Origin of the sequence: Sphingobacterium sp. UBA3549, assembly GCF_002376635.1 — a bacterium.
GTDB lineage: Bacteria > Bacteroidota > Bacteroidia > Sphingobacteriales > Sphingobacteriaceae > Sphingobacterium.
In genome coordinates, this window is sequence record NZ_DFOE01000011.1 from 112,256 (window position 1) to 134,236 (window position 21,981).

General features: G+C 45.1%; 20 protein-coding genes. 16 read left to right on the forward strand and 4 right to left on the reverse strand.

The window, feature by feature from the left end; all coding sequences use genetic code 11:
* Positions 1–20: 20 nt before the first annotated feature.
* Together B2W36_RS06885 and B2W36_RS06890 are read left to right on the forward strand one after the other, a co-directional pair.
* Positions 21–1,229 (forward strand): hypothetical protein, encoded by a 1,209-nt coding sequence (locus B2W36_RS06885; protein WP_293887036.1) that lies wholly within the window; start codon positions 21–23, stop codon positions 1,227–1,229.
* 154 nt (positions 1,230–1,383) lie between these two features.
* Entirely contained in the window at positions 1,384–2,889 is a 1,506-nt protein-coding gene (locus tag B2W36_RS06890) for a S41 family peptidase (protein WP_293887038.1), read from the forward strand.
* Between the two features lie 55 nt (positions 2,890–2,944).
* Here B2W36_RS06890 and B2W36_RS06895 read toward each other — a convergent pair whose 3' ends face one another.
* The 4 genes from B2W36_RS06895 to B2W36_RS06910 form a co-directional block, all read right to left on the reverse strand.
* Entirely contained in the window at positions 2,945–3,859 is a 915-nt protein-coding gene (locus B2W36_RS06895; protein ID WP_293887039.1) for a hypothetical protein, read from the reverse strand.
* Positions 3,860–4,037: 178 nt separating this feature from the next.
* Positions 4,038–4,250, reverse strand: coding sequence for a hypothetical protein (locus B2W36_RS06900; RefSeq protein ID WP_293887040.1), 213 nt, complete (start codon positions 4,248–4,250; stop codon positions 4,038–4,040).
* A 344-nt stretch (positions 4,251–4,594) separates the two neighbouring features.
* Complete coding sequence (locus tag B2W36_RS06905; RefSeq protein ID WP_293887041.1) at positions 4,595–6,289, reverse strand: hypothetical protein; 1,695 nt, start codon at positions 6,287–6,289, stop codon at positions 4,595–4,597.
* Positions 6,290–6,381: 92 nt separating this feature from the next.
* A complete protein-coding gene (locus B2W36_RS06910) occupies positions 6,382–6,570 on the reverse strand; it encodes a hypothetical protein (protein ID WP_293887042.1) in 189 nt (62 codons plus the stop codon).
* Between the two features lie 594 nt (positions 6,571–7,164).
* On the opposite strand from B2W36_RS06910, the gene B2W36_RS06915 reads away from it, so the two are divergent.
* From B2W36_RS06915 to B2W36_RS06980, 14 genes are all read left to right on the forward strand, one after another.
* The gene (locus B2W36_RS06915; protein ID WP_293887043.1) at positions 7,165–7,749 is read left to right on the forward strand and encodes a helix-turn-helix domain-containing protein; all 585 of its coding nucleotides are present in this window, start codon (positions 7,165–7,167) and stop codon (positions 7,747–7,749) included.
* 652 nt (positions 7,750–8,401) lie between these two features.
* Positions 8,402–9,607 (forward strand): OmpA family protein, encoded by a 1,206-nt coding sequence (locus B2W36_RS06920; RefSeq protein WP_293887045.1) that lies wholly within the window; start codon positions 8,402–8,404, stop codon positions 9,605–9,607.
* Between the two features lie 31 nt (positions 9,608–9,638).
* The gene (locus B2W36_RS06925) at positions 9,639–10,145 is read left to right on the forward strand and encodes a hypothetical protein (RefSeq protein WP_293887047.1); all 507 of its coding nucleotides are present in this window, start codon (positions 9,639–9,641) and stop codon (positions 10,143–10,145) included.
* Between the two features lie 52 nt (positions 10,146–10,197).
* Complete coding sequence (locus tag B2W36_RS06930; RefSeq protein ID WP_293887049.1) at positions 10,198–11,346, forward strand: MraY family glycosyltransferase; 1,149 nt, start codon at positions 10,198–10,200, stop codon at positions 11,344–11,346.
* Between the two features lie 16 nt (positions 11,347–11,362).
* Positions 11,363–12,364, forward strand: a complete 1,002-nt coding sequence (locus B2W36_RS06935; protein ID WP_293887051.1) for an NAD-dependent epimerase/dehydratase family protein — start codon at positions 11,363–11,365, stop codon at positions 12,362–12,364.
* A complete protein-coding gene (locus B2W36_RS06940; protein ID WP_293887053.1) occupies positions 12,351–13,238 on the forward strand; it encodes a polysaccharide pyruvyl transferase family protein in 888 nt (295 codons plus the stop codon). Before B2W36_RS06935 ends, B2W36_RS06940 begins: the two co-directional genes overlap by 14 nt.
* Before the next feature lie 13 nt (positions 13,239–13,251).
* Positions 13,252–14,709: a lipopolysaccharide biosynthesis protein gene (locus B2W36_RS06945; RefSeq protein WP_293887055.1), complete on the forward strand. Its 1,458-nt coding sequence runs from the start codon at positions 13,252–13,254 to the stop codon at positions 14,707–14,709.
* Between the two features lie 19 nt (positions 14,710–14,728).
* A complete protein-coding gene (locus B2W36_RS06950) occupies positions 14,729–15,664 on the forward strand; it encodes a capsular polysaccharide synthesis protein (protein ID WP_293887057.1) in 936 nt (311 codons plus the stop codon).
* 1 nt (position 15,665) lies between these two features.
* Positions 15,666–16,571: a beta-1,6-N-acetylglucosaminyltransferase gene (locus tag B2W36_RS06955; protein WP_293887059.1), complete on the forward strand. Its 906-nt coding sequence runs from the start codon at positions 15,666–15,668 to the stop codon at positions 16,569–16,571.
* An 80-nt stretch (positions 16,572–16,651) separates the two neighbouring features.
* A complete protein-coding gene (locus B2W36_RS06960; protein ID WP_293887061.1) occupies positions 16,652–17,446 on the forward strand; it encodes a GT-D fold domain-containing glycosyltransferase in 795 nt (264 codons plus the stop codon).
* Complete coding sequence (locus B2W36_RS06965; RefSeq protein WP_293887062.1) at positions 17,373–18,464, forward strand: glycosyltransferase family 2 protein; 1,092 nt, start codon at positions 17,373–17,375, stop codon at positions 18,462–18,464. Before B2W36_RS06960 ends, B2W36_RS06965 begins: the two co-directional genes overlap by 74 nt.
* Positions 18,465–18,468: 4 nt before the next feature.
* Positions 18,469–19,761: a hypothetical protein gene (locus B2W36_RS06970; protein ID WP_293887064.1), complete on the forward strand. Its 1,293-nt coding sequence runs from the start codon at positions 18,469–18,471 to the stop codon at positions 19,759–19,761.
* Positions 19,748–20,866 (forward strand): glycosyltransferase family 4 protein, encoded by a 1,119-nt coding sequence (locus tag B2W36_RS06975; RefSeq protein WP_293887066.1) that lies wholly within the window; start codon positions 19,748–19,750, stop codon positions 20,864–20,866. Before B2W36_RS06970 ends, B2W36_RS06975 begins: the two co-directional genes overlap by 14 nt.
* Positions 20,863–21,969: a glycosyltransferase family 4 protein gene (locus tag B2W36_RS06980; RefSeq protein ID WP_293887067.1), complete on the forward strand. Its 1,107-nt coding sequence runs from the start codon at positions 20,863–20,865 to the stop codon at positions 21,967–21,969. Before B2W36_RS06975 ends, B2W36_RS06980 begins: the two co-directional genes overlap by 4 nt.
* The last annotated feature ends 12 nt before the right edge of the window (positions 21,970–21,981 follow it).

The following is a 21,981-nucleotide window of genomic DNA, read 5'->3' on the forward strand; positions in this document are numbered from 1 at the left end:
ATAAAATAACATTTATAATCATGAAAAAAAATAGATTATTTGGTTTTTGTGCATTCGCTGCACTATTGCTATCTTCTTGCAAAGATAGTCCGAATATACCAGAGGTGACAACGCCCGAACCGACAGAATATTCCGTATGGGTTGCTACGGCAAATGGCTCCTATCTTTTAACGACCGATCAGATCATGAAGGATACCTTGTTATCGCCAGCCAACAATAAGGGCGTAGACATTACCGGCAACTTACCTCAAGCCCGCTATGCCGGTTACGCATACATCTTTAATGGTTATTATTACCTGTCCAACGATGGTACACGTTTCAGTAAGCACCAATTGGTACAAACCCCTCAAGGGCTTCTATTCAAAGAAGTAGATAATTATGCGTTTCCGAGTGACTTTTACCTTGGGAAAGTTGCCAGCCAATTTAGCACAAACGACGAAATTGTCTTTACAAGTACAGGAGCTAGTGATGCCAACTTAGAGAAAAAAATATTTGAAAAAGATATTTACTTTATGAATACAAAGGATATGAAGCTGAATAAGACTTTAAAAGCGCAGATCCCGATGTTGGATTACACTGTATACAAGAAAGATGGAACGGTCGATCCTACGATCCTCAATGTGACCAGTATGCGCGTTGCTGGAGGTAAGGCCTATTTTGGGTTTTTCTACTACGATTCCGATTATAAACCTGTCAACACAAAAGCTTATGCCTATATCTGTGATTACCCAAGTATGGCCAATGGTCATATGATGAGTGACGATCGCGCGAGCTATGTTGCTGGTCACTGGCAGAGAGAAAACTATTCTTTCCTCGATGATAACAACAATCTTTATCTGCTGACGCGAGGTAAAACAGATGGTACCTATGCGATCTTGCGTGTCAATAATGGACAGACGGAATTTGACAAAAGCTACTTATACGATCTGAAAGACTACGCTGTAAAGGGGGGCGATCTTGCTTGGTTGGGTGATGGTAAAGCGTATATCAGACCCTATGTTATTGATGTTGCCAATAAAAGGATTGTCGCCAACTTAGCCGAGATGACAGGTGGCGATCCTACGACTACCATCAATTTGATTCAAGACGGCAATCTCTATACCGCAGTAAAAACACCCGCATCAAAGTGGTTTATCTACGAATATAATATTAAGAACAATAGCGTTAAAAAAGGTGCTGAAATTGATCCTGGAGTTACGCAGGTCTATCACATCAATAAATTAAAATAAAGTACAAACTTTTTAAAACCTTTCCCTATGACAGATTGTTATTATAACGTTTTTCAATAGGTAGTAAACACGCTGGCACTCCCCAAGGCTAGCGTGTTTTTTTTATTGCAGATAGGATTAAATTTTTTATGTTTGTTTTACAAATGTTTCAACTATGAAATTAAAGACTTTAATCCGAGCCGGAAAGTATGTTGGTATAGCGCTGACAGGGCTGGTTGTTGTTTCCTGTAAAAAGGATAACCCCAAACCCGAGCCAGAACCTGAGCCCGTTGTTACCGAGCGTACCGAAGAGCAGTTAATTAAGGATGATATTTACAAGTATTATAAATTATATTCCCTTTGGGAGACATCCATTCCTGACTATAAAGCCGATCCGTCCAAGTTTACCGATCAGTATTCCTCGGCGGGTCAGGTTTTAAGTGCGCTTAAAAAAATGACTCCTTCATATCCAAAATATAAAGAAGGTGTAATAGATCGGTTTTCATATTTTGTAGGAGCAAATGGATATAATATTAGCAGTTTTGCTTCAAATAAAATAAAAATGGATACGTACAATGGTTATGGATTTGAGATGTTTAATGTCCATTTTGGTACTAGTGATAACAAGACGGTACAACCAATAATAGATTTTGTAGAAGGGGGATCTCCTGCTTACTTAGCTGGATTCAGACGTTCTGACATTGTGACAGCAATTAATAATGATAATAAATTCTCAGTGGGGATTGATGATTCTGAAGCAAAAACTGATATGTTAAATCGTCTTTCAAGCGCTTTAAGCTCACCTAAATTTACTTTGGAAGTTATTCGTAATGATGGAAGCGTGCTAAAAAGAGAGTTAACTTATGGAGAATATGTTATAGATCCTGTTTATAAAGAAAGTATTTTTAATTTCTCCAATAATAATATTGGGTATCTCGCTTTATCTTCCTTCGAGGAAATTGAAGAAGAAACTACAGGAGGAAAGATAAATAAGAAAAATATAGACGCTGTATTTAAAAAATTTCAGGATCAAAATATTAAAAGTCTTATTGTTGATTTAAGATATAATGGAGGAGGATATGTAGATGCAGCAGTATATATAGCAGACAAGATTGGAGGTTCAAAGCTTAAATCTAAACTTATGCTGACTTACGAAACCAACAAATACCTACAATCTGATGCTACGTCAAGTTTAAGAAAGGAATTGAATATACGGGATACATACTTTCAAGGGCTTAGTACATTAAATCTAGATAAAGTGTATTTTTTAGTAAGCGAACACACAGCGTCAGCAGCAGAAATGTTAATCAACGTTATTAGACCTCATAATATTGCAGTCAAAATTATAGCGTCAGGAACACATACATTTGGTAAGCCTGTCGGTTTCTTTAGACAACTCATACAAAACAAGGTTTATTTTTGGCCCGTATCTTTTAAACTCAGAAACAAAGATGGAGTATCAGATTATTGGGATGGTTTATTAGCAGATGAACAAAATATTATAGATTACGTATTTGCAGATTTAGGTGATCCAGAAGAGAACATGTTGGAAGCTGCTTTGAATGATGCTGTTCCAAACCGGCAGAGTAAAGCATCATCACGTAAAAAAACCAGTTTTAAATATTCATTACCAATAGGAAAAGTTTATCCAAGACCAGAAATCGGAATGTTTAAAAAGTGATAAAGTGTAAAAATCCCCTAAGCAGTGCAAACACCTTAGGGGATTTTTTAGGGTATTAGTCGTTCGGAAAGATAGCCGAATGGCACAGCTCAGCCGCGGCAGCATTTGGCAAACATTTCAAATAACCGACAGGAACCTGTGCAATGATTTTCTCCAATATGGTGTTCATGCTTGCGAAAAGGTCTTTGTTCCACCGGATGGATGTACAGCTTGGCAACACGGCAATAAAGCCCTTCAGCCCCGTTTGCCATTCAAACTCATTTTCAGGTGCCTGTTGTAACCGTACCAGACCCTGTAGCGGCAAACATTCGTTCTTATAACACGAGGTTTTGCCACTCCATGGAGTCCCATAGATCACAATTCCTTCAGATTTTATTTGGATCGCAGGATTATCATCATTGAGCAAAACACTGTCTGGAATGTATTGTAGCCATAGACGGCTATGCGTACTTTTACCAGTTCCACTCTTGCCTAAAAAGGCCACGCCTCTACCCTGATGGTTCACCACAGATGCGTGGATCATGATGGTGTCATGTAAGAGGCTTGCTTGTCCAAAGATCATCATGGCCATCCAGGTGATCACCGCACCTTGTTCTGCTGCAGCACTACTCGGTATATACAGTGTGGACTTTTCAAAATTGCGTTCACTATGGAGATACCATAGGCCGTCGCCCTTTTCGTTTACGATTGTGGTAACAAAACCATCTTCTCTCTCATAGAAGCGAAATCGGTTCCCCCATGCGATAGACTCATCGGTGCGGAGCAGTCCCATATCCTCCGGTATCGGCGCTTGCGCAAAGCTGATCGCGACGCTAATGTCAGTTTTCTCGGTGGAGGCTAGCCATTGGAAGTCCTTAAAAGAGGGGAGTAGGTGTACCAGCGGATAATCTACGGGATGTTCAAATTCCAACACTAATTCGGCAATGCGGTAGCGCGTTTGGGATAATGTCGTTGAAGCTGGTATCTGCATAGTGCAATATAAATAAAATTCGTCTCTAAGAGTTGTAATAGAATAGATTGGTCGCGAAGCACAACATATTCTGTAAAGGGCAAATTACGAAAGAATATTAAAATTTTCCATAAAAAGAACATCTTATCCCGGCGTATAAGCCCAAAATAAGGACAATTTTTTAGGCGAATAAAATTATTTACTTTTCTTTTTTTGGTGGTGAGGATGCTTTTTTGAGTTTTTGTATCCTTCTTAATTCCTGAATGATACTGGACGGGAGTACGTCGAATTGTTCCACAGCTTCTTCAATAAATAGTCGACCTTCTAGTATACCGGCTACCGCCATCTGAAGCCTGTCTTTAAAAAGGAGCTTTGGGGTGCCAAAATTTTCTATTTTGCGTTTACTCTTCATTTTTCTGGGGTGTAGGTTATTAAGTGGTTCTCGTTTAATTATTCTGAAAAATGTAGTCTATAATTTCTTTTAATGAAATAATATAAGCAGGCGTCTACATTAACTTGTTTGTTTGGCATTCATTTTATAAGCATCATACTGTCGTTTCAATAGCGGTCAATTGCACATCATTGTCGGACAATTGCGTACGAATAGCGGTCAATCGCATCTAAATAGCAGTCAATTACAGAGGAATAAGGTTAATTACACAGGAATAGTGGTCAGCTGCAGATAGAAGAATACTGGATAGTCTCTGCTTTCTATGCATCGCTATCCAGTATTCGGCTTTTCTAAACTTTATCCGGTTAATTATTGACAACTTGTCTTACACAACGAATATTTCTTCCTTCCATTTTATCCAAAGCTGGGTAGGTAATGCTTCCCCAAGAAAAGAAAAAGGCTATAATTGCAAAATTGGATTTTGCTGCAAACGCGTTATTGGCGTCAGAACTATTTGCCGTCCAATAATCGCATTCGCCTGCAGCTAGTGCCCCTATTAAAATTCCAGCAGGACTTCCAGATACCGAACTTCCGCCGAACGATGACGCTTTGGTACGGTATCCTCCGAAGGATAGGGTCAGATTGTTGTCGTCATAGGCGGTATTAGCGGGGTTATCACTGTCACGATTCCATACATAGGCATATTGTGCACCCCAAAGCAGTCCTAATTGTTGCTGTTTGTCATTCGGTTGACCAATAGCTTCCCACTCTTGCTTCGTGGACATGCGCCAGGTTCCAGCTGGATAAACAGAAGCACATGGGTCTATACTGCCAGCAGGACCTGTCGGAGTGGCTGATTTCCAGTTCCAAAATTCCGTGTCTTTGGTGGCAACGGTTGATCCGCCTGGGTTCGATTTCAGCCGATAGCTGTCCGTATGAGACGGATTATAAACCAAATTTGATCTTGCCCAGAGTATTCCTTTTACTTTGACTGGCGATTCGATGAGCCTGATATTGACTCCGTAAGTGGATCCAATGGTTGGGGTATACGCATCTGGAAAGGTATAGGTATTTGCATTGAAGGTCCGTACCCGTGCATCATCCAGTGTAACTTTTAAGGTGTTGAATTTAATTTTTAAACTATTGGCTGCAATTGCACTGGTATTTAACGTGAAAAAATTAGCAATTTTAACCGTACCTGCTGGATTACTGCTGTCTTCCACCATCGCAGAGGCCGTCACTGCACTATTGACGTCAACCACGTTCGTAAATTGGCCCGTCAAAATATTGAAGTCTCCCATCTGCAAAACCGTCGCATTACTGCTTCCTTTCACTAATGACATGCTCGTGCTGTTTTCGATCGTACCGAAAAGTCCCCTTACGTTCAATTTTGCTTGGATACGTGAAGTCATCCGTTTGAATACAATGTTGAGGTAATTGGCTCCGTCAACGGCGTTGAAGCTACCCGAAGCATACAGCACATCTTTATTTGCGAGACTCGAACGCGCAATAACTCCGGCGCTCGTCACATTTGGCATACTGGTCGTTTTCTCATTCAAGGAGACGGCATACCACGTATATGGTTTGTAAGCCACCAGTTGAATCTGTGGATTTACGCCAGAAGTGACCTCTTGGTTATAGACCACCGTATTGGTATTATCGTATATAACTAGACGAAATTTTACACCTGTGTCCATAGTCGAGGATGCTGCCTTTAACCCTGTAGTGGAAGCCTTCGCTGCCCCATTTTCCGCTTTCTGAACCACACTGCTTGTCTGATCTGCGGCAGCTATGCTACCTTCCTGTGTATCGATCAATGCGTCCACATCACCCAGCGAGACGATTGGTTTTGCGTGTGTGGTTCCGTTGTTGTCTGCATCGGTTACTGCCCTAGCAACACCTTTCGTGACAACATCTTCGATTCCTAGGATGCCCACATTCAATAATGCGCCTTTATCTGATGGAATTTGATCTTCTTTTGAAGAGCATGAGGCGAATGCCGCTACTATGCCAAGCATGAGCACTGGCTTAAATTTTTTGATTATGTTCCTTAATGACATAAGTATATTATTTCTTGTGATTGTTTAACGAGACTAGTGATAGCATATGCGCTATGGCTGTAGCTATAGCATAAGTTTTATATCAAAGCCTATTATATATCAAAATCTTTGCTATTATTGCCCTTATCAGTCCAGTCCTCGACTTTAGGGTTATTTGGTGTGGATGAGCTTCCAGGATTGATGGTACCTGTTGAAGTTGCCGCAAATCCCTGCTCCATGTCAATAGCCAAGATAGACAGGATAGGAGCACTGTAACGTTTACGTGTTAGTTTTCTTTTCATTTATTAAAAATTTAAAATGATCGTTAGCTTATCGCTCTGTATTAAAATGGCCGTTATTGTTTTCGAAATTATTAATATATCTTTTGAATCAATTGTTAATCAATGCTTTTAATTTTTTTGATAATTGATCGGCTACAAGTTGTAGCGAGACAGCTACAATATGAGGGATAGATGCCATCTACCTTTAAAAATGAATTCAACAGTTCTTTAATCTTTCAATTATATTTTCTTCTTGGGTAATATGGTTAAGGAATATATCGTTTATCATAGCGACTAACTAGCCGATTTGGGCAGATAAAATCCTTTTGTTCGCTTTATAAATTAATCCATTTACATGATAGACAAGAAAAAGGCGTGTAAATAAAAATTATTCGTATTGACCCTCGTCGAATGTTAGTGTTGTAACTTTCTTTGTAGCTATTCAGCTACAGCGTAGTAGCGTATCTACTACAAGATTGCCTGTAAATAAAAAAATCTATGCTGGTATTTCTTTTTTAGTGCAAATTAGTGTCGTCTATATTATTTTGATTGCCCTTATGCAGCTAGTTAAGGTCCTTCAATGCTACTAATCAGGAGCCAAATTGACGTCAACGCATGAACTTGAAAATGGATTATAATGACCTATTTACGCTGATCAACTGTATTCTCTCGGTTGTGAACTTATTGTTATTGCTATTTTTTGTATTACGGTACAGGCAATCGCGGAAAAGCGCAAAGGTGATTGCCTTGCCATTAGATGATGATATAAGGATTGAAAATAACGATGGAGAAGAGACCATCTGTTCAAAAGATGAGCTGAAGTGTGCAGATGTGCTGATGAGTAAAATAACGGAGGACCGTTTGGTAGAGCAGTTTGAAAGGGCTCAAGCGGCCCGATTTTTCTTAAAAAAGGGCGTTTCTCTACAAGATTTAGCAGATCTGCTCGGTACTAATCAACGTTATGCATCTTATATTTTAAATCGCCATGTTGGTTTGGATTTCAATAATTATATCCAACAGGCGCGAATAGAATATTTAATAAATAGTGTAGAACTGAACCCAGATCTGCTTAACGTGAAATTTTCTGTCTTAGCTGAAAAGGCCGGTTTTTCAAGTATCAGCAAATTCTCCTCTGTATTCAAAGCGGTAAAAGGTATCCCCCCTTCTGAATATTTTCAACGCTTACGGATGACCCTTTGATTGTTATCTTCTTCCTTTAAACAATTTCTATTTTTATCTCTGGATAAGAAAGTGTCTATTAGATTTCTATTCGATAATCTAGGCTACCGTACACTTTACAATCAACAATAACCCTCGCTCACATCCTTTTTAGGTCATATTCTCAGGCTTCTATCTCCTTTTGGTACTGTGTACCCAGCAGATTGCTGTGAATTTCATGATATGATACAGCATTACTGACTACATCCTTGCATTTTAATGAATTCTTTTTAATTCCTGCTTTATTGTTCGTTTTAAATTTCTCTATTATAAAATAACGCACTTACCGAGAAGTCGTGCATACGCTATGTTTTTAACTTTTGTAGTGTAAGCACTACATATTTAGTAAGTTACATTTTTTTTGAAGTCACCTCTACTTATCATTTGTAGAAATTTGATTTCCATTAAAGGAAAATGTGTTTTTTTTTATTCGCAAATTACCATTCCGAATCTCTTTAATCTACCGTTAGATCATGCTTTCCTTTAAATTAAAGCCTATACGCTTTATTTTTTCGGAAAATGGAAAGTCGAGGTTATACAGCCCAATAGTATATCCAAAGTTTGTTTTATCCAATTTTGTTGGAGATAATCAGGCAATATTATCAACTAATATTAAACAACTATTTAGACCGAGATGATTTTGAAAAAGACACTCTTAATGCTTGCAGCTGTTGCGGGAGCCAAGGTTTCCCTGGCACAGCAAATCGATGTAAAACCAGATACTGTAATGACGGTATCAACAGATCGCTATCAAGTCGAGACCAACCGCTTTTGGGACAACTGGTTTATCAATGCTGGTGCTGGTGCCCAGATTTATTTTGGCGACCACGATAAGCAGATGAAATTTTCCGAACGCCTTACCCCGAGCTTCGAATTTAACCTTGGGAAGTGGTTTAGCCCCGGAGTCGGTGTGCGCGCTGGTCTAACGGGTTTTAAAGTGAAGGGACTGACCCAAAATGGAAGTCACTCTACGGGTGTGCAGTATGCTGGTAAGCCCTGGGATGGTTACTGGCTGTACAATCAGGAATTTAATTATTTCCACATCCATGGCGATGTACTGTTCAACTTGTCCAACATTTTTTCTGGTTATAAAAAAGATCGTTTTTATAACATCAGTCCTTATGTGGGCTTAGGTTGGATGGTCACCAACGATGCACCCAAGCAGAAAGAAGTCAGTGCTAACATCGGTATTTACAACAGTTTTCGCCTCAGCGATGCGTTGGACCTAACGTTTGATGTGCGCGGAGCCATGGTAAACGATCGCTTTGATGGTGAAACGGGGCACCGTAGCCAGGACGGTAATTTAAGTGCTGCACTGGGGCTGACTTACAAATTTAAGCAGCGGGGCTGGGAGAAGCCAAGTTCGGTGGTCATCACGTACAGTGATGCGTTGCTGAATAGTCTGCGCCAAAAGGTACAGCAGCTTGCCGAGGATAATGAAGCACTCAAAGCGCAATTGGCTGCATCGCAGGGTAAAACCATTACCGATATCCGTGTAGAAGAAAAAATATTGGCAGCTCCTATTTTGGTAACCTTTCCGATCAATCAAAGCGTCGTAAGCAATGAAGCGCGTGTCAACTTGGGCTTCTTTGCCAAAGTGATCCAGGCCGGCAATAAAGACATTACCTATAAAGTGACGGGCTATGCCGATAAAGGAACCGGTACCAAAGCCATCAATGACCGTTTGAGCCGCGAGCGTGCCCAGGCTATCTATGATGTATTGGTGAAAGAGTTTCACGTATCGCCGCAGCAGCTTGAGCTGGCTTATGAAGGCGGTGTCGACAATATGTATTACGATGATCCTCGCCTTAGCCGTGCAGTCATTACCATTGCCAAATAATCCGTTATACCAGTAGCCATTCACTATTCAAATGAAGTCCATCTATTTATATCTCGCTTGTTTGCTGTCAATTTCCTTGTTCGCCTGTCAGGGCAATGGCCGTTATCCTGATGTGCAACAGGGGAAATTGATGGCATCCGCATCCGCGTATGAATTTATAGACATTGACGGTACCCGGCATTTGCTACAAGAGGTGAAGGGGACGTACAAATTATTGGTGTTTTACGACCCCGAATCGGAGCAAAGCTTCGGACTAATTGCCGCGATGAAGCAATCTGTGCCTTTGGCAAAATGGGTTGCATCGGGCAAGGTCAATGTGGTGGCCATCTGCGTTAATGGAGATTTAAGCCATTGGAATACCTACCGAAAGCATATTCCGTCGCAGTGGATCAACGGGTTCGACCTGAAAGGGGAGGGCGGGGTAGAACCCTATTTTTTTCTTACGTCGTTTCCGAGCCTCGTATTATTGAACGATGCCAACGAGGAGATGAAAACAGCAATGGGGTTGGATGCGCTTATTCCATTCCTTGAAAAGTAAATGTACCCATGGCATTGAGCAGAAATTTTTATAACAAATAGATTAGATCACCATGAACAGTTTGGAGTTAATGAAGTATGGCACTGTGCTATTACCTTTTCTATGTGCGATGTTATTGAGCTGGGGAATGCTCCCCTATATCTTACTGATTTCCTACCGGAAGCGTTTGTTTGATCCAGTTGATTCCCGGAAGCTTCACCAGCATATTGTCCCGAGACTGGGTGGGGTGGCTTTTGCTCCCATTCAATGCTGCATCCTTGTCATTACTTTCGTCAGTTTATACAAACTGAATATTGGTAATATCGATCTGCAGGTCGCTTCGTGGATTATCCTGCCGAGTATGGCCTTGTTGGTCTGCGGTCTGGTTATCCTCTTTATGATCGGTATTGGCGACGACCTGATCGGGGTGAGTTACAAATGGAAATTTGTCGCCCAGATTATGGTAGGCTGCCTGCTGCCATTGAGTGGTGTGTGGATCAATGACCTGTATGGATTGGGGTTCGTTATTGGTATTCCGGCCTGGCTGGGTATGCCGCTTACGGTATTTGTCGTTGTGCTGATTATCAATGCCATTAATCTGATTGACGGCATCGACGGTCTCTGTTCGGGTGTGGTAACGATCGGTTTGGCTGTTTTAGGAGCTTTATTCGCTTATTATGGCGCCTGGTTGCATGCCATTTTTGCCTTTATCACAGTTGCCGTGTTGCTTCCATTTTTCTATTTAAATGTCTTTGGGACGATACGTCGGCGGCGCCGCATTTTTATGGGCGATACGGGCAGTATGACGCTGGGTTTTTCCATTGCTTTTCTGGTGGTTAGTTTTTCCATGAACAACCACTTTATCAAACCCTTTTCCGATGGCGCTATTGTGGTCGCTTTTTCCACCCTCATTGTGCCGGTGCTGGATGTGGCCCGGGTCATGTTTGTACGCTGGCGTATCGGTAAGCCGATCTTTAAACCCGATCGCAATCACCTGCACCACAAGTTGCTGCGGGCGGGATTGAGCCGCCATAGTGCCCTGCTCTTTATCCTGCTGATGACCCTGCTGTTTTGCCTATTTAATATTGTGGCTGTACGCTACGTCAGCAACAACCTGGTTGTGCTGGTCGATCTGCTCTTCTGGGCGGGCTTTCATTACCTGTTCAATGTATTGGAAAAGAGACAGCTCATTGCCAGACTGCAATTATTTATCAATCTATAACAAGTAAACACTAGCGATGAAAATAGCTTTAATCGGAGGATCCGGTTTTGTGGGAACAAGACTGACCGACCTCTTGCTCCATACCACCGACCACGAAATCGTGATTATCGATAAGGTAATCAGTGAAAAATATCCGCAGTTGACCCGTGTCGGCAATGTGCAAGATCGGGATGCGCTGTGCGGGCTACTTCAGGGGGTACATCAAGTGGTACTCCTGGCCGCAGAACACCGGGATGACGTTACCCCGGTATCAAAATATTACGACGTCAACGTCAATGGCATGGAAAATACCCTTTACGCCATGCAGGCCAATGCAATCACACGTATTGTTTTTACGAGTTCTGTTGCTGTATATGGACTGGGTAAAGAAAATCCAAGTGAGGCGGCGGCAGTAGCGCCCTTCAACCATTATGGGAAGAGCAAGCTACAAGCCGAGCAGGTGTTGGAGAAGTGGTACGCAGCGCATGCCGACTGGAACATCCAGGTCATCCGGCCCACGGTCATTTTTGGCGAGGGCAATCGCGGCAATGTCTATAACCTGTTGCAGCAGATCGCCTCCGGTAAATTTATGATGATCGGAAAAGGAGACAATCAGAAGTCGATGTCCTACATCGGCAATATTGTGGCATTTATTGCCTACCTGATTTCGGACCAATCCACCGGGTACAATCTGTATAATTATGGCGATAAGCCCGATCTCACAACCAATGATCTGGTGTATTATACCGGTAAAGTACTTGGTAAGCATATTCCTACGCTGCGCATACCTTATTCGCTGGGTCTTATGGGCGGCTACGCTTTTGATGCCCTTGCTTTTATCCTGCGCCGCAAATTGGCGATCAGCTCGGTTCGGGTTCGCAAATTTTGCGCCGTTACGCAGTATGATTCGTCCAAGGCCCTGGCCACCGGGTTCCAGCCCCCTTTTGCGTTGCAGGAAGGTCTTCGCCGTACGCTAGAAAGCGATTTTTCAGCCTATATAAAAGTTAACAATCAGTTTGCGAGCTATGAAAACAGTTAACCTGATCTACTGGGACGGAAAGAATTTTGGCGATGCGCTTAGCCCTCGTTTAGTCGAAGAGCTGACAGGCCTTCCCGTGCAGTATAAAAGCTGGGATCCTTCGGCGATGGCCCGATTGAAAAATTTGAGTATGCAGCTCATCCGTTTTCGCTTTTCGGCCTTTCACAACATTCTTTGGCCATCGCAGGCCTCCTTGATTGCGGTGGGCTCCGTTATCCGCTGGGGCAATCGTAAATCGTCGGTTTGGGGTGCAGGATTTATGAATGCCGACGATCCATTTGGAGGTGGACGCGTGTATGCCGTCCGCGGCAAATATACCAGTCAGAAGCTGGAGGCCATGGGGTATCCGCGCTGCGATACCTTCGGTGACCCGGCGGTGTTGCTTCCGCTCTGGATTCGCGGCAAGGAAAAGAAGACCAAGCAGCTCGGCGTAATTCCACATTGGAAAGAGGTCGATGCTTTTCGCGAAAAGTTTGGAACCGATATCAATCTAATCGATTTTCGTACGGTCGATGTGGAACGTATTGTCGACGAGATTACAGACTGCGCGTATATCCTCTCCTCTTCCTTGCATGGGCTGATTGTTGCCCACGCCTATGGGATACCGGCATTGTGGATCAAAATGGGCTATATCGATACCGACGGATTTAAGTTTGACGATTATTTTAGTTCCGTTGATATCCCTTCCTACAACGGATTTGAGCAGCTGGATGACATTTTGACCAGCGAAACGGGTTGGAGGAGCTTGTTTGCCTCCCATTGGGAAAAAGCACACTGTCAGGTAGATCTTAGCGAGCTGCAGCGCCGGCTTTTAGCGGCTTTCCCCCTTCCTTTAAAACCAAAGTACCAGGCGCTGACCAAGCAACTTGCTTAATGACCGATTTCACATGGAGCTAAAGAAACAAGTCGCAACGGGAGCAATCTGGGTATTTATGGATCAATTTGGCGTACAGCTGGTGTCCTTTGTGGTCAACCTGGTGTTGGCCCGCTTGCTGATGCCGGCAGATTTTGGGACGATAGCACTGTTTAATGTGGTGATCAATATATGCTCCGTTTTGATCAACGGCGGAATGAGCAGTAGCCTCGTACGGACGCAATCGGTAGACGAACGCGATCTATCCACCGTTTTTTGGTTCAATATGGCGACGACAGCCTTACTGTACCTGCTTGTATTTATTGCAGCTCCCTGGATCGGCCAGTTTTATCAGTTACCCATCTTGGGTCCCATCATTCGGGTCTATAGTATTGTGCTCATCATCGACAGCTTTGTGCATGTACAGGCCGTGCTATTTGATAAGAAACTGGATTTTAAAACCACCTTCAAGGTGCGTTTACCGTCGGTTATTGTGGGCGGGGTGGCAGGTATTGGCTTTGCGCTGGCAGGAATGGGGGTGTGGTCATTGGTCTATTCAGCCTTGCTGCAAAATCTGCTGTATACCCTGCAGTATTGGTTTTACAGCGACTGGCGGCCTACCTTTACATTTGACCGCGAAAAATTTAACACGCATTTTGCTTTTGGTATCCGGCTAACCCTCTCTGCGCTGCTCAACGTTATTTTCAATAATGTGTATTCCATTGTCATCGGCAAAAGATTTTCGGAAACAACCTTGGGCTACTATAACCGGGCCGAGTCGCTGAAAAATCTACCGATCAACAATATTTCGACCGCATTGAACAAGGTCACGTATCCCTTGTTTGCCAAGTTCAGCAACGACGATCAGCAGTTGCGCCATGCCTACCGGCGTGTGCTCAAGCTGGTTATCTTTATCGTTGCCCCTACGATCTCGCTGATGGTCATTGCAGCCGAACCCATTATCAAGCTCTTGCTCGGTGCAAAATGGCTACCTGCGGTCCCTTATTTTCAGCTGATGGCCTTGGGAGCCCTTTTTCAGCCCATTCACAACTACAATCTCAACGTATTGCAGGTCAAGGGGCGGTCAGACCTTTATCTCAAGCTCGAAATCATTAAAAAGATCTGCATCGTCATCGCTGTGGTGGTGGGGTTGCGGTATGGCGTTTTTGGTTTAATATGGGGGCAGGTGGCCGTTTCTGTTGCCTCCCTTTTTATCAATACCCACTACACGGCCAGGTTTCTCGATTACTCGATGCGCCAGCAGCTGTCTGATCTGTTGCCCAGTATATTCGTATCGTGCGCCCTTGGCTGCACAGTCTGGTGGGGCACCGCACTGCTGCCCTATGAGCTCACGGACGGGATGGAAGCCTTCCTGCTTTTCTCCAGTTATATCGTGGCATTTGCTACGGTATGCTGGCTCATTCAATTGGAGGAATACCGTTTTTTTTGCGGCATACTCCGCAGTGTATGGAAAAAACGAATTAAGATTTAACTACTAGCGCACCTATATCATGAAGAAGTCGATCGTAAAAACAGCCTGGAGCATGCTCCGTGAACAGAAGATCTTGCGAAAACACCGCAAGGTGGCTGCGTTCTGGAATCAGATGATCGCGCGGGAAGCGGCCGGGCAGCTCGAACATTTTCCACTTCGGGCCAAGATGGACCTCCCTGCCAATAAAGTGATCTGGCAATATTGGGGACAAGGTACACAGCCCGACCGCCTGCCGGATGTCGTCAAGCTCTGCTTTCAGTCGGTGGATACCTACCGGGGCGACTACACCGTCATTCGGGTAGACGATAATACGTTGCCACAATACCTCGATATACCTGATTTTATAGGGTCAAAACGGAAGGCAGATATCATCAGCCGGACATTTTTTTCGGATATTATCCGTCTGGCGCTGCTGCAGGTTTATGGCGGTGTGTGGCTCGACGCCACGATTCTATTGACAGATGAGTTGCCCGCCGAGTTTTGTGAACAGGACTATTTTGTGTACCAGCGGGACGCGCAGGAACCCTACACCGATTATTGGAAAAACAGTTATGCCTACTATTGGGGCTGGCACGAAGATCATCAAGTAAAGATGCTCAACAGTATTATTTTCGCCAAGAAAGGGCATGCACTGCTCGGTCAGCTGTGTCAGCTGCTTTTCAATTACTGGAAAGCTGCAGACGGGGCACTCGACTATTTTTTCTTTCAGATTCTGCACGAGCAGCTGCTGCCCGCTGGAAAATCGGCAGGGCAGGGCCTCCATGTGAGTGATGTTTACCCCCATCTCTTGCAGACCAAGCTGTCGGGCGGCAATTACCCAATGGCCTATCCGGATATTTTTTTGCGGACCAGCCTGCACAAGCTAACGTATTTCCCCGAAGATACCATCGCTCAACTCCAGCAGATTCTGCGCCAGACTAAAACGGCAGCCCCCGCTAGAAAGGAGGATAGTTAATATGGACAGGTTAAAACACGCTTACCTTATTTTGGCGCATAACGAGTTTGATGTCCTCCAAAAATTGGTGCATTGCTTAGACGATAAGCGCAACGACATCTACATCCATTTTGATCAAAAAGTAGCGCAATTGCCCGAGCTCAGCACGCAACATGCACAACTTTGTGTATTGCACGCACGCGTTGATGTGCATTGGGGCGATGTTTCTGTGGTGGCGGCAGAATATCGGCTTTTTGAAACCGCTGCTGCACAGCAGCAGTATGCTTACTACCATGTATTGTCGGGCGTAGATCTTCCGCTCAAAAGTCAGGATGAGATTCATGCTTTTTTTGCGGCACATCAGGGGCAGGAGTTCATCGGTTTCCAAAAGGGTAACTGCGACAAGGAGATCGACCGAAAAGTACGGCGGATTCATTTTTATCCAAACCGATTTAGAGCCGGCAAGGGTCTTTCTGCCTACTGGTACCGGGCTGCGCGTGCCTTCAGTTTGCGCTTTCAGGGACTGTTTGGCCTATACCGCAACCAAGATGTGATCTTCAAAAAAGGTACCCAATGGGTCAGCGTGACCGATGCATTTGTCCGTTATCTCCTGACCCACAAAAGTGCAGTGCTCAAGATGTATCAACATACCTTCTGTAGCGACGAAATCTTTATCCAGACCCTTTGCTGGAATTCCCGTTTTCGGTTGAAGCGGCATCATACCAACAGCGAATATCACGATTGCCAACGGATGATCGGCTGGCATAAGGGCGAACTGACCGAATGGACCAGCGCCGACTTTGATCGCCTGATTGCTTCCGATCTGCTGTTTGCCCGCAAGTTTAGCGCAAAGAACATGGAGCTCGTGGATCGGATGGTCGAACGGGTATGTGGTAAACAGACTTCAAATTCAACTGTAATACAATGAATATAATAAGACGTTGCTATTTGACCATTCGGTATCGCCTGTTCAGGTTGCTATTGCCTTTTCCAAAGATTCACACCCCTATGGAGACTTTGGATAAGCTGCTCCAGTCCAACCTTTCGATGGCCCGATTTGGCGATGGCGAATTTCATATGATCAATCAGACCGAGCACCTGGGTTTTCAGGATATGGACGACGAGCTCTCGCAGCGTCTCCGTGCTATTCTGAGCAGCAACAGTGCGGTATGCATGATCTGCATCCCTTATGGCCTGCGTTCGGTACAACATCTCAATGCGCAGGGAAGTTTTTTCTGGCGGCAGTTTGTGGTGTTTCATTACCGAAAATATATCCCTTACTTCAATTACTCGAGGCCCTATTACGATGCCTGTGTGACACGGCCTTATGTGGATTGGCAGGATAAATCGCATTGCGGTAGCTTCTTTTCGAAGCTTAAGCAACTCTGGCAGGACAAGCGCATTTTAATTGTCGAAGGTGAAATGAGCCGCCTGGGCGTGGGCAACGACCTGTTTTCAGGGGCATCGGCTATCGGCCGTATTATTACCCTGTCGCAGCAAGCCTTTAGCTGTTACGATGCCTTGCTACTGGAAACGGAGCGCGTAGGCAGAGCCTATGACCTGGTGCTGCTGGCACTTGGCCCCACGGCTACGGTGCTTGCTTATGATCTTTCGCACCTGGGGTTACGCGCCCTGGATATTGGGCATGTGGATATCGAATACGAATGGTTCCTGCAGCGTGCCCCCAAAAAAGTAGCTATCCCCGGCAAATATGTCAATGAAGTCAAGGATGGAAACAAGCAGCATGACCGGGCAGATCAACGGTATGAGCAAGAGATTGTTAGCCGAATTTTTACACCCTAATGTATCCGACACGCATATGATGAAAATTTTACCCTTAGTCAGCATTATCACACCCGTCTATAACGCACAAGACACCCTCGAACGCACGTTACTGTCTTTACGTCGGCAGACCTATGGGCATATCGAATTTATCTGTGTCAATGATGCCAGCAGCGATCTTAGCTTGGCGATGCTGAATGTGTTTGCCCATGCCGTGGACGGTCGAGAAGGGTTTACAGTCAAAATTATTTCCCATCCGCAAAACAAAGGCGTGTCTGCAGCCCGTAATACGGGGTTGAATCATGCTTCGGGCGAGTTTATTCTATATGTCGATGCCGATGACAGCCTGGAGACCGATGCGGTAGAAAGCTGTGTGCAAGAAGCATTGCGTACTGGAGCGGACATCGTATACTTTCAGTGGTGCCTTGTTTTTCAAAACAGCGAGCGTACCATGCTGCAGCCCACGTGTGAAACTCCTTTGGAAGCCATACAGGCCATGCTAGCGGGGCGTATGCGCTGGAATCTGTGGTTATTTATGGTGCGTCGGTCGCTTTATGAGTCGTATTCCATCCGCTTTATACCAGGAGCCAATATGGGCGAAGATCTCTTGGTTACGCTAAAATTATTTGTCCATGCCGCGCACATCAGTTTGCTGGACCGCGTATTGTATCATTACCGGCAGGATAATGCCGGCTCGATCAGCAAAACGTTCTCCACGCAGCATATGCGCGAAGTGGAAACAAATATCGGCGAGATTGAGCGCTACCTTGGGGCAAGTCAGTATGCATCGGCTATCGGGCCTGGAATCGACTTTCTCAAATTGACGATCAAATTGCCTTTGCTGGTGACGGGGCAAAAATCAGATTATATCCGCTGGACCAACTGGTTTAGCAGTTCCGACCGCTATATCCTGCAAAACCGCTCGGCGTCGCTGCATACGCGCCTCTTACAATGGTTTGCCTCCAAACGGCAATATTGGGCAGTACGGATGTATCATCTGCTGTTGCTACGGGTTTTCTATGGTATCATCTATAAATAGCGCTATGATAAAAGGATTACTGATTTTTTTTGTTGGCCTGTTGGTCAGCTGCTATTTCTTCTCGTTCGGCTTTACATTTCTACCGCCCAGTGTCAATACTAAAATTATTTTGGCCGGTATTGGTGCACCCTTGCTGTTCGTGCAACTGTTTCGCGCCCAACGGGTCGAAATTAGCCGGCCGCTGTTTTCGGCGACAGGTTTAGCTCTCGTTTTTTCGCTGGTTTGTTACATTGCTACCGATGTCAACCGCACCGAAGACTTTGCCTATGCTACCTACTACCTCAGTTTTGCGATATGGCTTCTTGCGGGTTATACCGTCATTATGGCCATCCGTCAGGTGCATGGCTATATCAATTTTCATATCCTCACGTATTATCTCGCGGCTGTTTGTCTGGCGCAGTGTATATTGGCCTTGTGGATCGATAGCTCGCCGGGGGTGCAGTCGCTGGTCGATCGCTATATCGAGCAGGGACAGGCTTTCGCGCAGGAGGTAGACCGCCTGTATGGCATCGGTGCTTCCCTCGATAATGCCGGCGTGCGGTTCTCGATCGTTTTGATCATGCTTTCCGCGCTGTTTACACGAGACCTGTTTCAGAAAAAGACCCTATTGCTGACGGCCCTTTTATTGATTGTTTTCTTTGCCATCTTTATTCTGGGCAATATTATGGCGCGGACCACGTCCATTGGCGGGGTGATGGGGCTGCTGGCGATGTTTTTTTCAACGGGGCTATTCCACCGTATTATCCGGATAGAGTTTGTCCGTTTCTTTACGGTTCTTACTATTCTGCTGCTGGTGGCGGTTCTGATCTCCATGTACTTCTATGCGCACAATGAGCTTTTCCGGGGATATATGCGCTTTGCTTTCGAAGGCTTCTTCAATTATTACGAGACGGGGGAGTTTCGAACCGATTCGACCGACAAACTGAGCATGAATATGTGGGTTTGGCCCACAGATACCCGCACCTGGCTCATCGGTACAGGCCTTTTTGACGGCTGGATATTCAACACCGACATTGGCTATTGCCGTTTTATACTCTATTGTGGCCTAATTGGATTTAGTGTCTTTGCCGGTTTTTTTATTTTTCATGGATTGTCATTCCTGTCGAGGTACCGCCAATATAAGCTGTTGTTTCTGTCTTTATTGGTCTTCTCGTTTGTCATCTGGTTTAAAGTCTCTACCGATATATTTCTGATTTATGCCCTGTTTTATTGCGTAGAAGGCGTGCAGGGCGCTTTGTTTACTTCCAAATCTACTGTCGAAAATGAAAATAGTCTATTGCATCTTGGGAACATATAATGCTGGCGGCATGGAACGCGTATTGGCCAATAAGGCCAACTACCTGGCACGGATGGGGCATGAACTGACTGTTGTAACCACAGACCAAAAAGCACGTGCACCTCATTTTGAACTCGATCCTTTGATCTGTCAGGTAGACCTTGCGATCAATTATACCGACGATGCGGGACTGGGCATTTTTCGTAAAATACTTTCCTATAAGCGTCGGCAGCGTATCCATCGCGAGCGGCTTGAAGCACTTCTTATGCCCTTAAAGGCCGATATTGTCATTTCCATGTTTGATCACGATGTCAGTTTTCTGCACGACATCACCGATGGGAGCAAGAAAGTCCTTGAAATTCACTTTTCAAGGTTTAAACGGCTGCAATACGATCGCAAAGGACTCTGGAAATTAGTCAATACCTGGCGCAGTGGCCATGATCTGGCCTTGGCCAAAAAATACGATCGTTTTGTGGTGCTCACCCATGAAGACCTGACCTATTGGAAGGGATTGAAAAATAGTGTCGTTATCCCCAACGCCAATACCTTTTCAGTACCCCGGCGGGCAGCGCTTACCGAGAAACGCGCTATTGCTGTGGGTCGGTTCGATTATCAGAAAGGATTTGACCAGCTGATCGCGATCTGGAAGGATATTCATGCGCGCTGTCCCGACTGGAAGCTCGACATCTATGGGCAGGGGCCCTTGAAGGCCGATATGTTGGCCCAGATCCATGCTTTGGGATTGGACGGGCAGATTGCACTCCACGCGCCAGTCAAACACATTATGGAAGCGTATATGCACAGCTCATTAGTCTTGATGAGTTCGCGCTACGAGGGGCTACCTATGACACTGCTTGAGGCCCAGGCCTGCGGTCTGCCCATGGTCGCCTACGCCTGCAAATGTGGCCCCCGCGATATTATTAAGCCCGGCAAGAATGGGTATTTGATTGCCGAAGGCGATCGTGCAGATTTTGCCGATAAGGCCTGCCGGCTGATGGAAAAAGGTGCGCTCCGGCAGCAGATGGGCGAGGCAGCATGGGAAATGGCCGAAAATTTCGATGCGGAACGTATTATGCGCCAATGGCTCTTATTGTTTGAGCGCTTAGTGAAAGGAGATAGGCGATGAGCAAAACGATCGTTATTTCTGCCGTCAATCTGGTGGAGGCGGGCCCATTGGCCATCCTCAAGCAATGTTTGGCTTGCCTTTCTGTGCTGGCTCAGTCGGGCGACTACCGTGTTATTGCACTTGTATACAAGCGTTCACTGGCCGATTTCCCGCATATCGAATATATCGAAACGCAGTGGCCCAAAAAACGCTGGGTCAACCGCCTCTATTATGAATATGTGTCCATGCGCTCGATATCAAAAGAGATCGGTCCCGTTTACCTCTGGTTTTCGCTGCACGATACCAGTCCGTCGGTGATTGCCGAGCGCCGGGCCGTATACTGCCATAATGCATTTCCTTTTTATCGCTGGAAGGCGCACGATCTATTTTTTGCACCCAAGATCGCGTTGCTTGCGCTCTTCAGTACATATATCTACAAGCCCAATATTCGGCGCAATAATTATCTGGTGGTGCAGCAGCATTGGTTGCGCAAAGCCTTTCATCGGTTGTTTGCAGTGCCTGCGGCTAACATTATTGTTGCCCCACCCGAGATGGCGAACAAGCAGGTTGCGGTTTCCCAAAAAGAGGAAGCGCCGGGCGGTTTCACCTTTGTATTTGCCGGGTCGCCCAATAGTCACAAAAATTTTGAAGTGATCTGCCGGGCAGCAGCACTGCTCGAGCAACAGGACACGGTCCCCTTTAAAGTACATCTTACGGTGAAGGGCGATGAAAATACATACGCCCAGTGGCTGCACCGCAGGTGGGGACATCTGCAATCCCTGCATTTTATGGGCTTTGTGAGCCGTACGCAGCTCGAAGATTACTATGCCGGCAGCGACTGTCTGATTTTTCCATCAAAAGCCGAGTCCTGGGGACTGCCCATTACCGAGTTTTCCGCTTATGGTAAGCCGATGCTTTTAGCCGATTTACCCTATGCGCACGACACGGCGGCAGGGAGTAAATGCGTGTCATTCTTTGATCCCGACGATCCAAAGGCTTTAGCAATACAAATGGGTGCACTGATGCGCGGCGATCGGTCTTTTTTGAAGGCTGTGGCTAAGGAACCATTGGCCCAACCTTTTGCGCTAAACTGGACGGATCTCTTTCATACGCTTTTAAAATAATAGCTATTCATA

Bases quoted from the DNA above. Each gene is read 5' to 3' on its own strand.
- B2W36_RS06930 (WP_293887049.1), top strand. From the start codon at position 10,198: ATGAACAGTTTGGAGTTAATGAAGTATGGCACTGTGCTATTACCTTTT.
- B2W36_RS06950 (WP_293887057.1), top strand. From the start codon at position 14,729: ATGAAGAAGTCGATCGTAAAAACAGCCTGGAGCATGCTCCGTGAACAG.
- B2W36_RS06970 (WP_293887064.1), top strand. From the start codon at position 18,469: ATGATAAAAGGATTACTGATTTTTTTTGTTGGCCTGTTGGTCAGCTGC.
- B2W36_RS06900 (WP_293887040.1), bottom strand. From the start codon at position 4,250: ATGAAGAGTAAACGCAAAATAGAAAATTTTGGCACCCCAAAGCTCCTT.
- B2W36_RS06945 (WP_293887055.1), top strand. From the start codon at position 13,252: ATGGAGCTAAAGAAACAAGTCGCAACGGGAGCAATCTGGGTATTTATG.
- B2W36_RS06935 (WP_293887051.1), top strand. From the start codon at position 11,363: ATGAAAATAGCTTTAATCGGAGGATCCGGTTTTGTGGGAACAAGACTG.
- B2W36_RS06915 (WP_293887043.1), top strand. From the start codon at position 7,165: ATGAACTTGAAAATGGATTATAATGACCTATTTACGCTGATCAACTGT.
- B2W36_RS06925 (WP_293887047.1), top strand. From the start codon at position 9,639: ATGAAGTCCATCTATTTATATCTCGCTTGTTTGCTGTCAATTTCCTTG.
- B2W36_RS06895 (WP_293887039.1), bottom strand. From the start codon at position 3,859: ATGCAGATACCAGCTTCAACGACATTATCCCAAACGCGCTACCGCATT.
- B2W36_RS06965 (WP_293887062.1), top strand. From the start codon at position 17,373: ATGGAAACAAGCAGCATGACCGGGCAGATCAACGGTATGAGCAAGAGA.
- B2W36_RS06920 (WP_293887045.1), top strand. From the start codon at position 8,402: ATGATTTTGAAAAAGACACTCTTAATGCTTGCAGCTGTTGCGGGAGCC.
- B2W36_RS06885 (WP_293887036.1), top strand. From the start codon at position 21: ATGAAAAAAAATAGATTATTTGGTTTTTGTGCATTCGCTGCACTATTG.
- B2W36_RS06910 (WP_293887042.1), bottom strand. From the start codon at position 6,570: ATGAAAAGAAAACTAACACGTAAACGTTACAGTGCTCCTATCCTGTCT.
- B2W36_RS06980 (WP_293887067.1), top strand. From the start codon at position 20,863: ATGAGCAAAACGATCGTTATTTCTGCCGTCAATCTGGTGGAGGCGGGC.
- B2W36_RS06955 (WP_293887059.1), top strand. From the start codon at position 15,666: ATGGACAGGTTAAAACACGCTTACCTTATTTTGGCGCATAACGAGTTT.
- B2W36_RS06960 (WP_293887061.1), top strand. From the start codon at position 16,652: ATGGAGACTTTGGATAAGCTGCTCCAGTCCAACCTTTCGATGGCCCGA.
- B2W36_RS06890 (WP_293887038.1), top strand. From the start codon at position 1,384: ATGAAATTAAAGACTTTAATCCGAGCCGGAAAGTATGTTGGTATAGCG.
- B2W36_RS06905 (WP_293887041.1), bottom strand. From the start codon at position 6,289: ATGTCATTAAGGAACATAATCAAAAAATTTAAGCCAGTGCTCATGCTT.
- B2W36_RS06940 (WP_293887053.1), top strand. From the start codon at position 12,351: ATGAAAACAGTTAACCTGATCTACTGGGACGGAAAGAATTTTGGCGAT.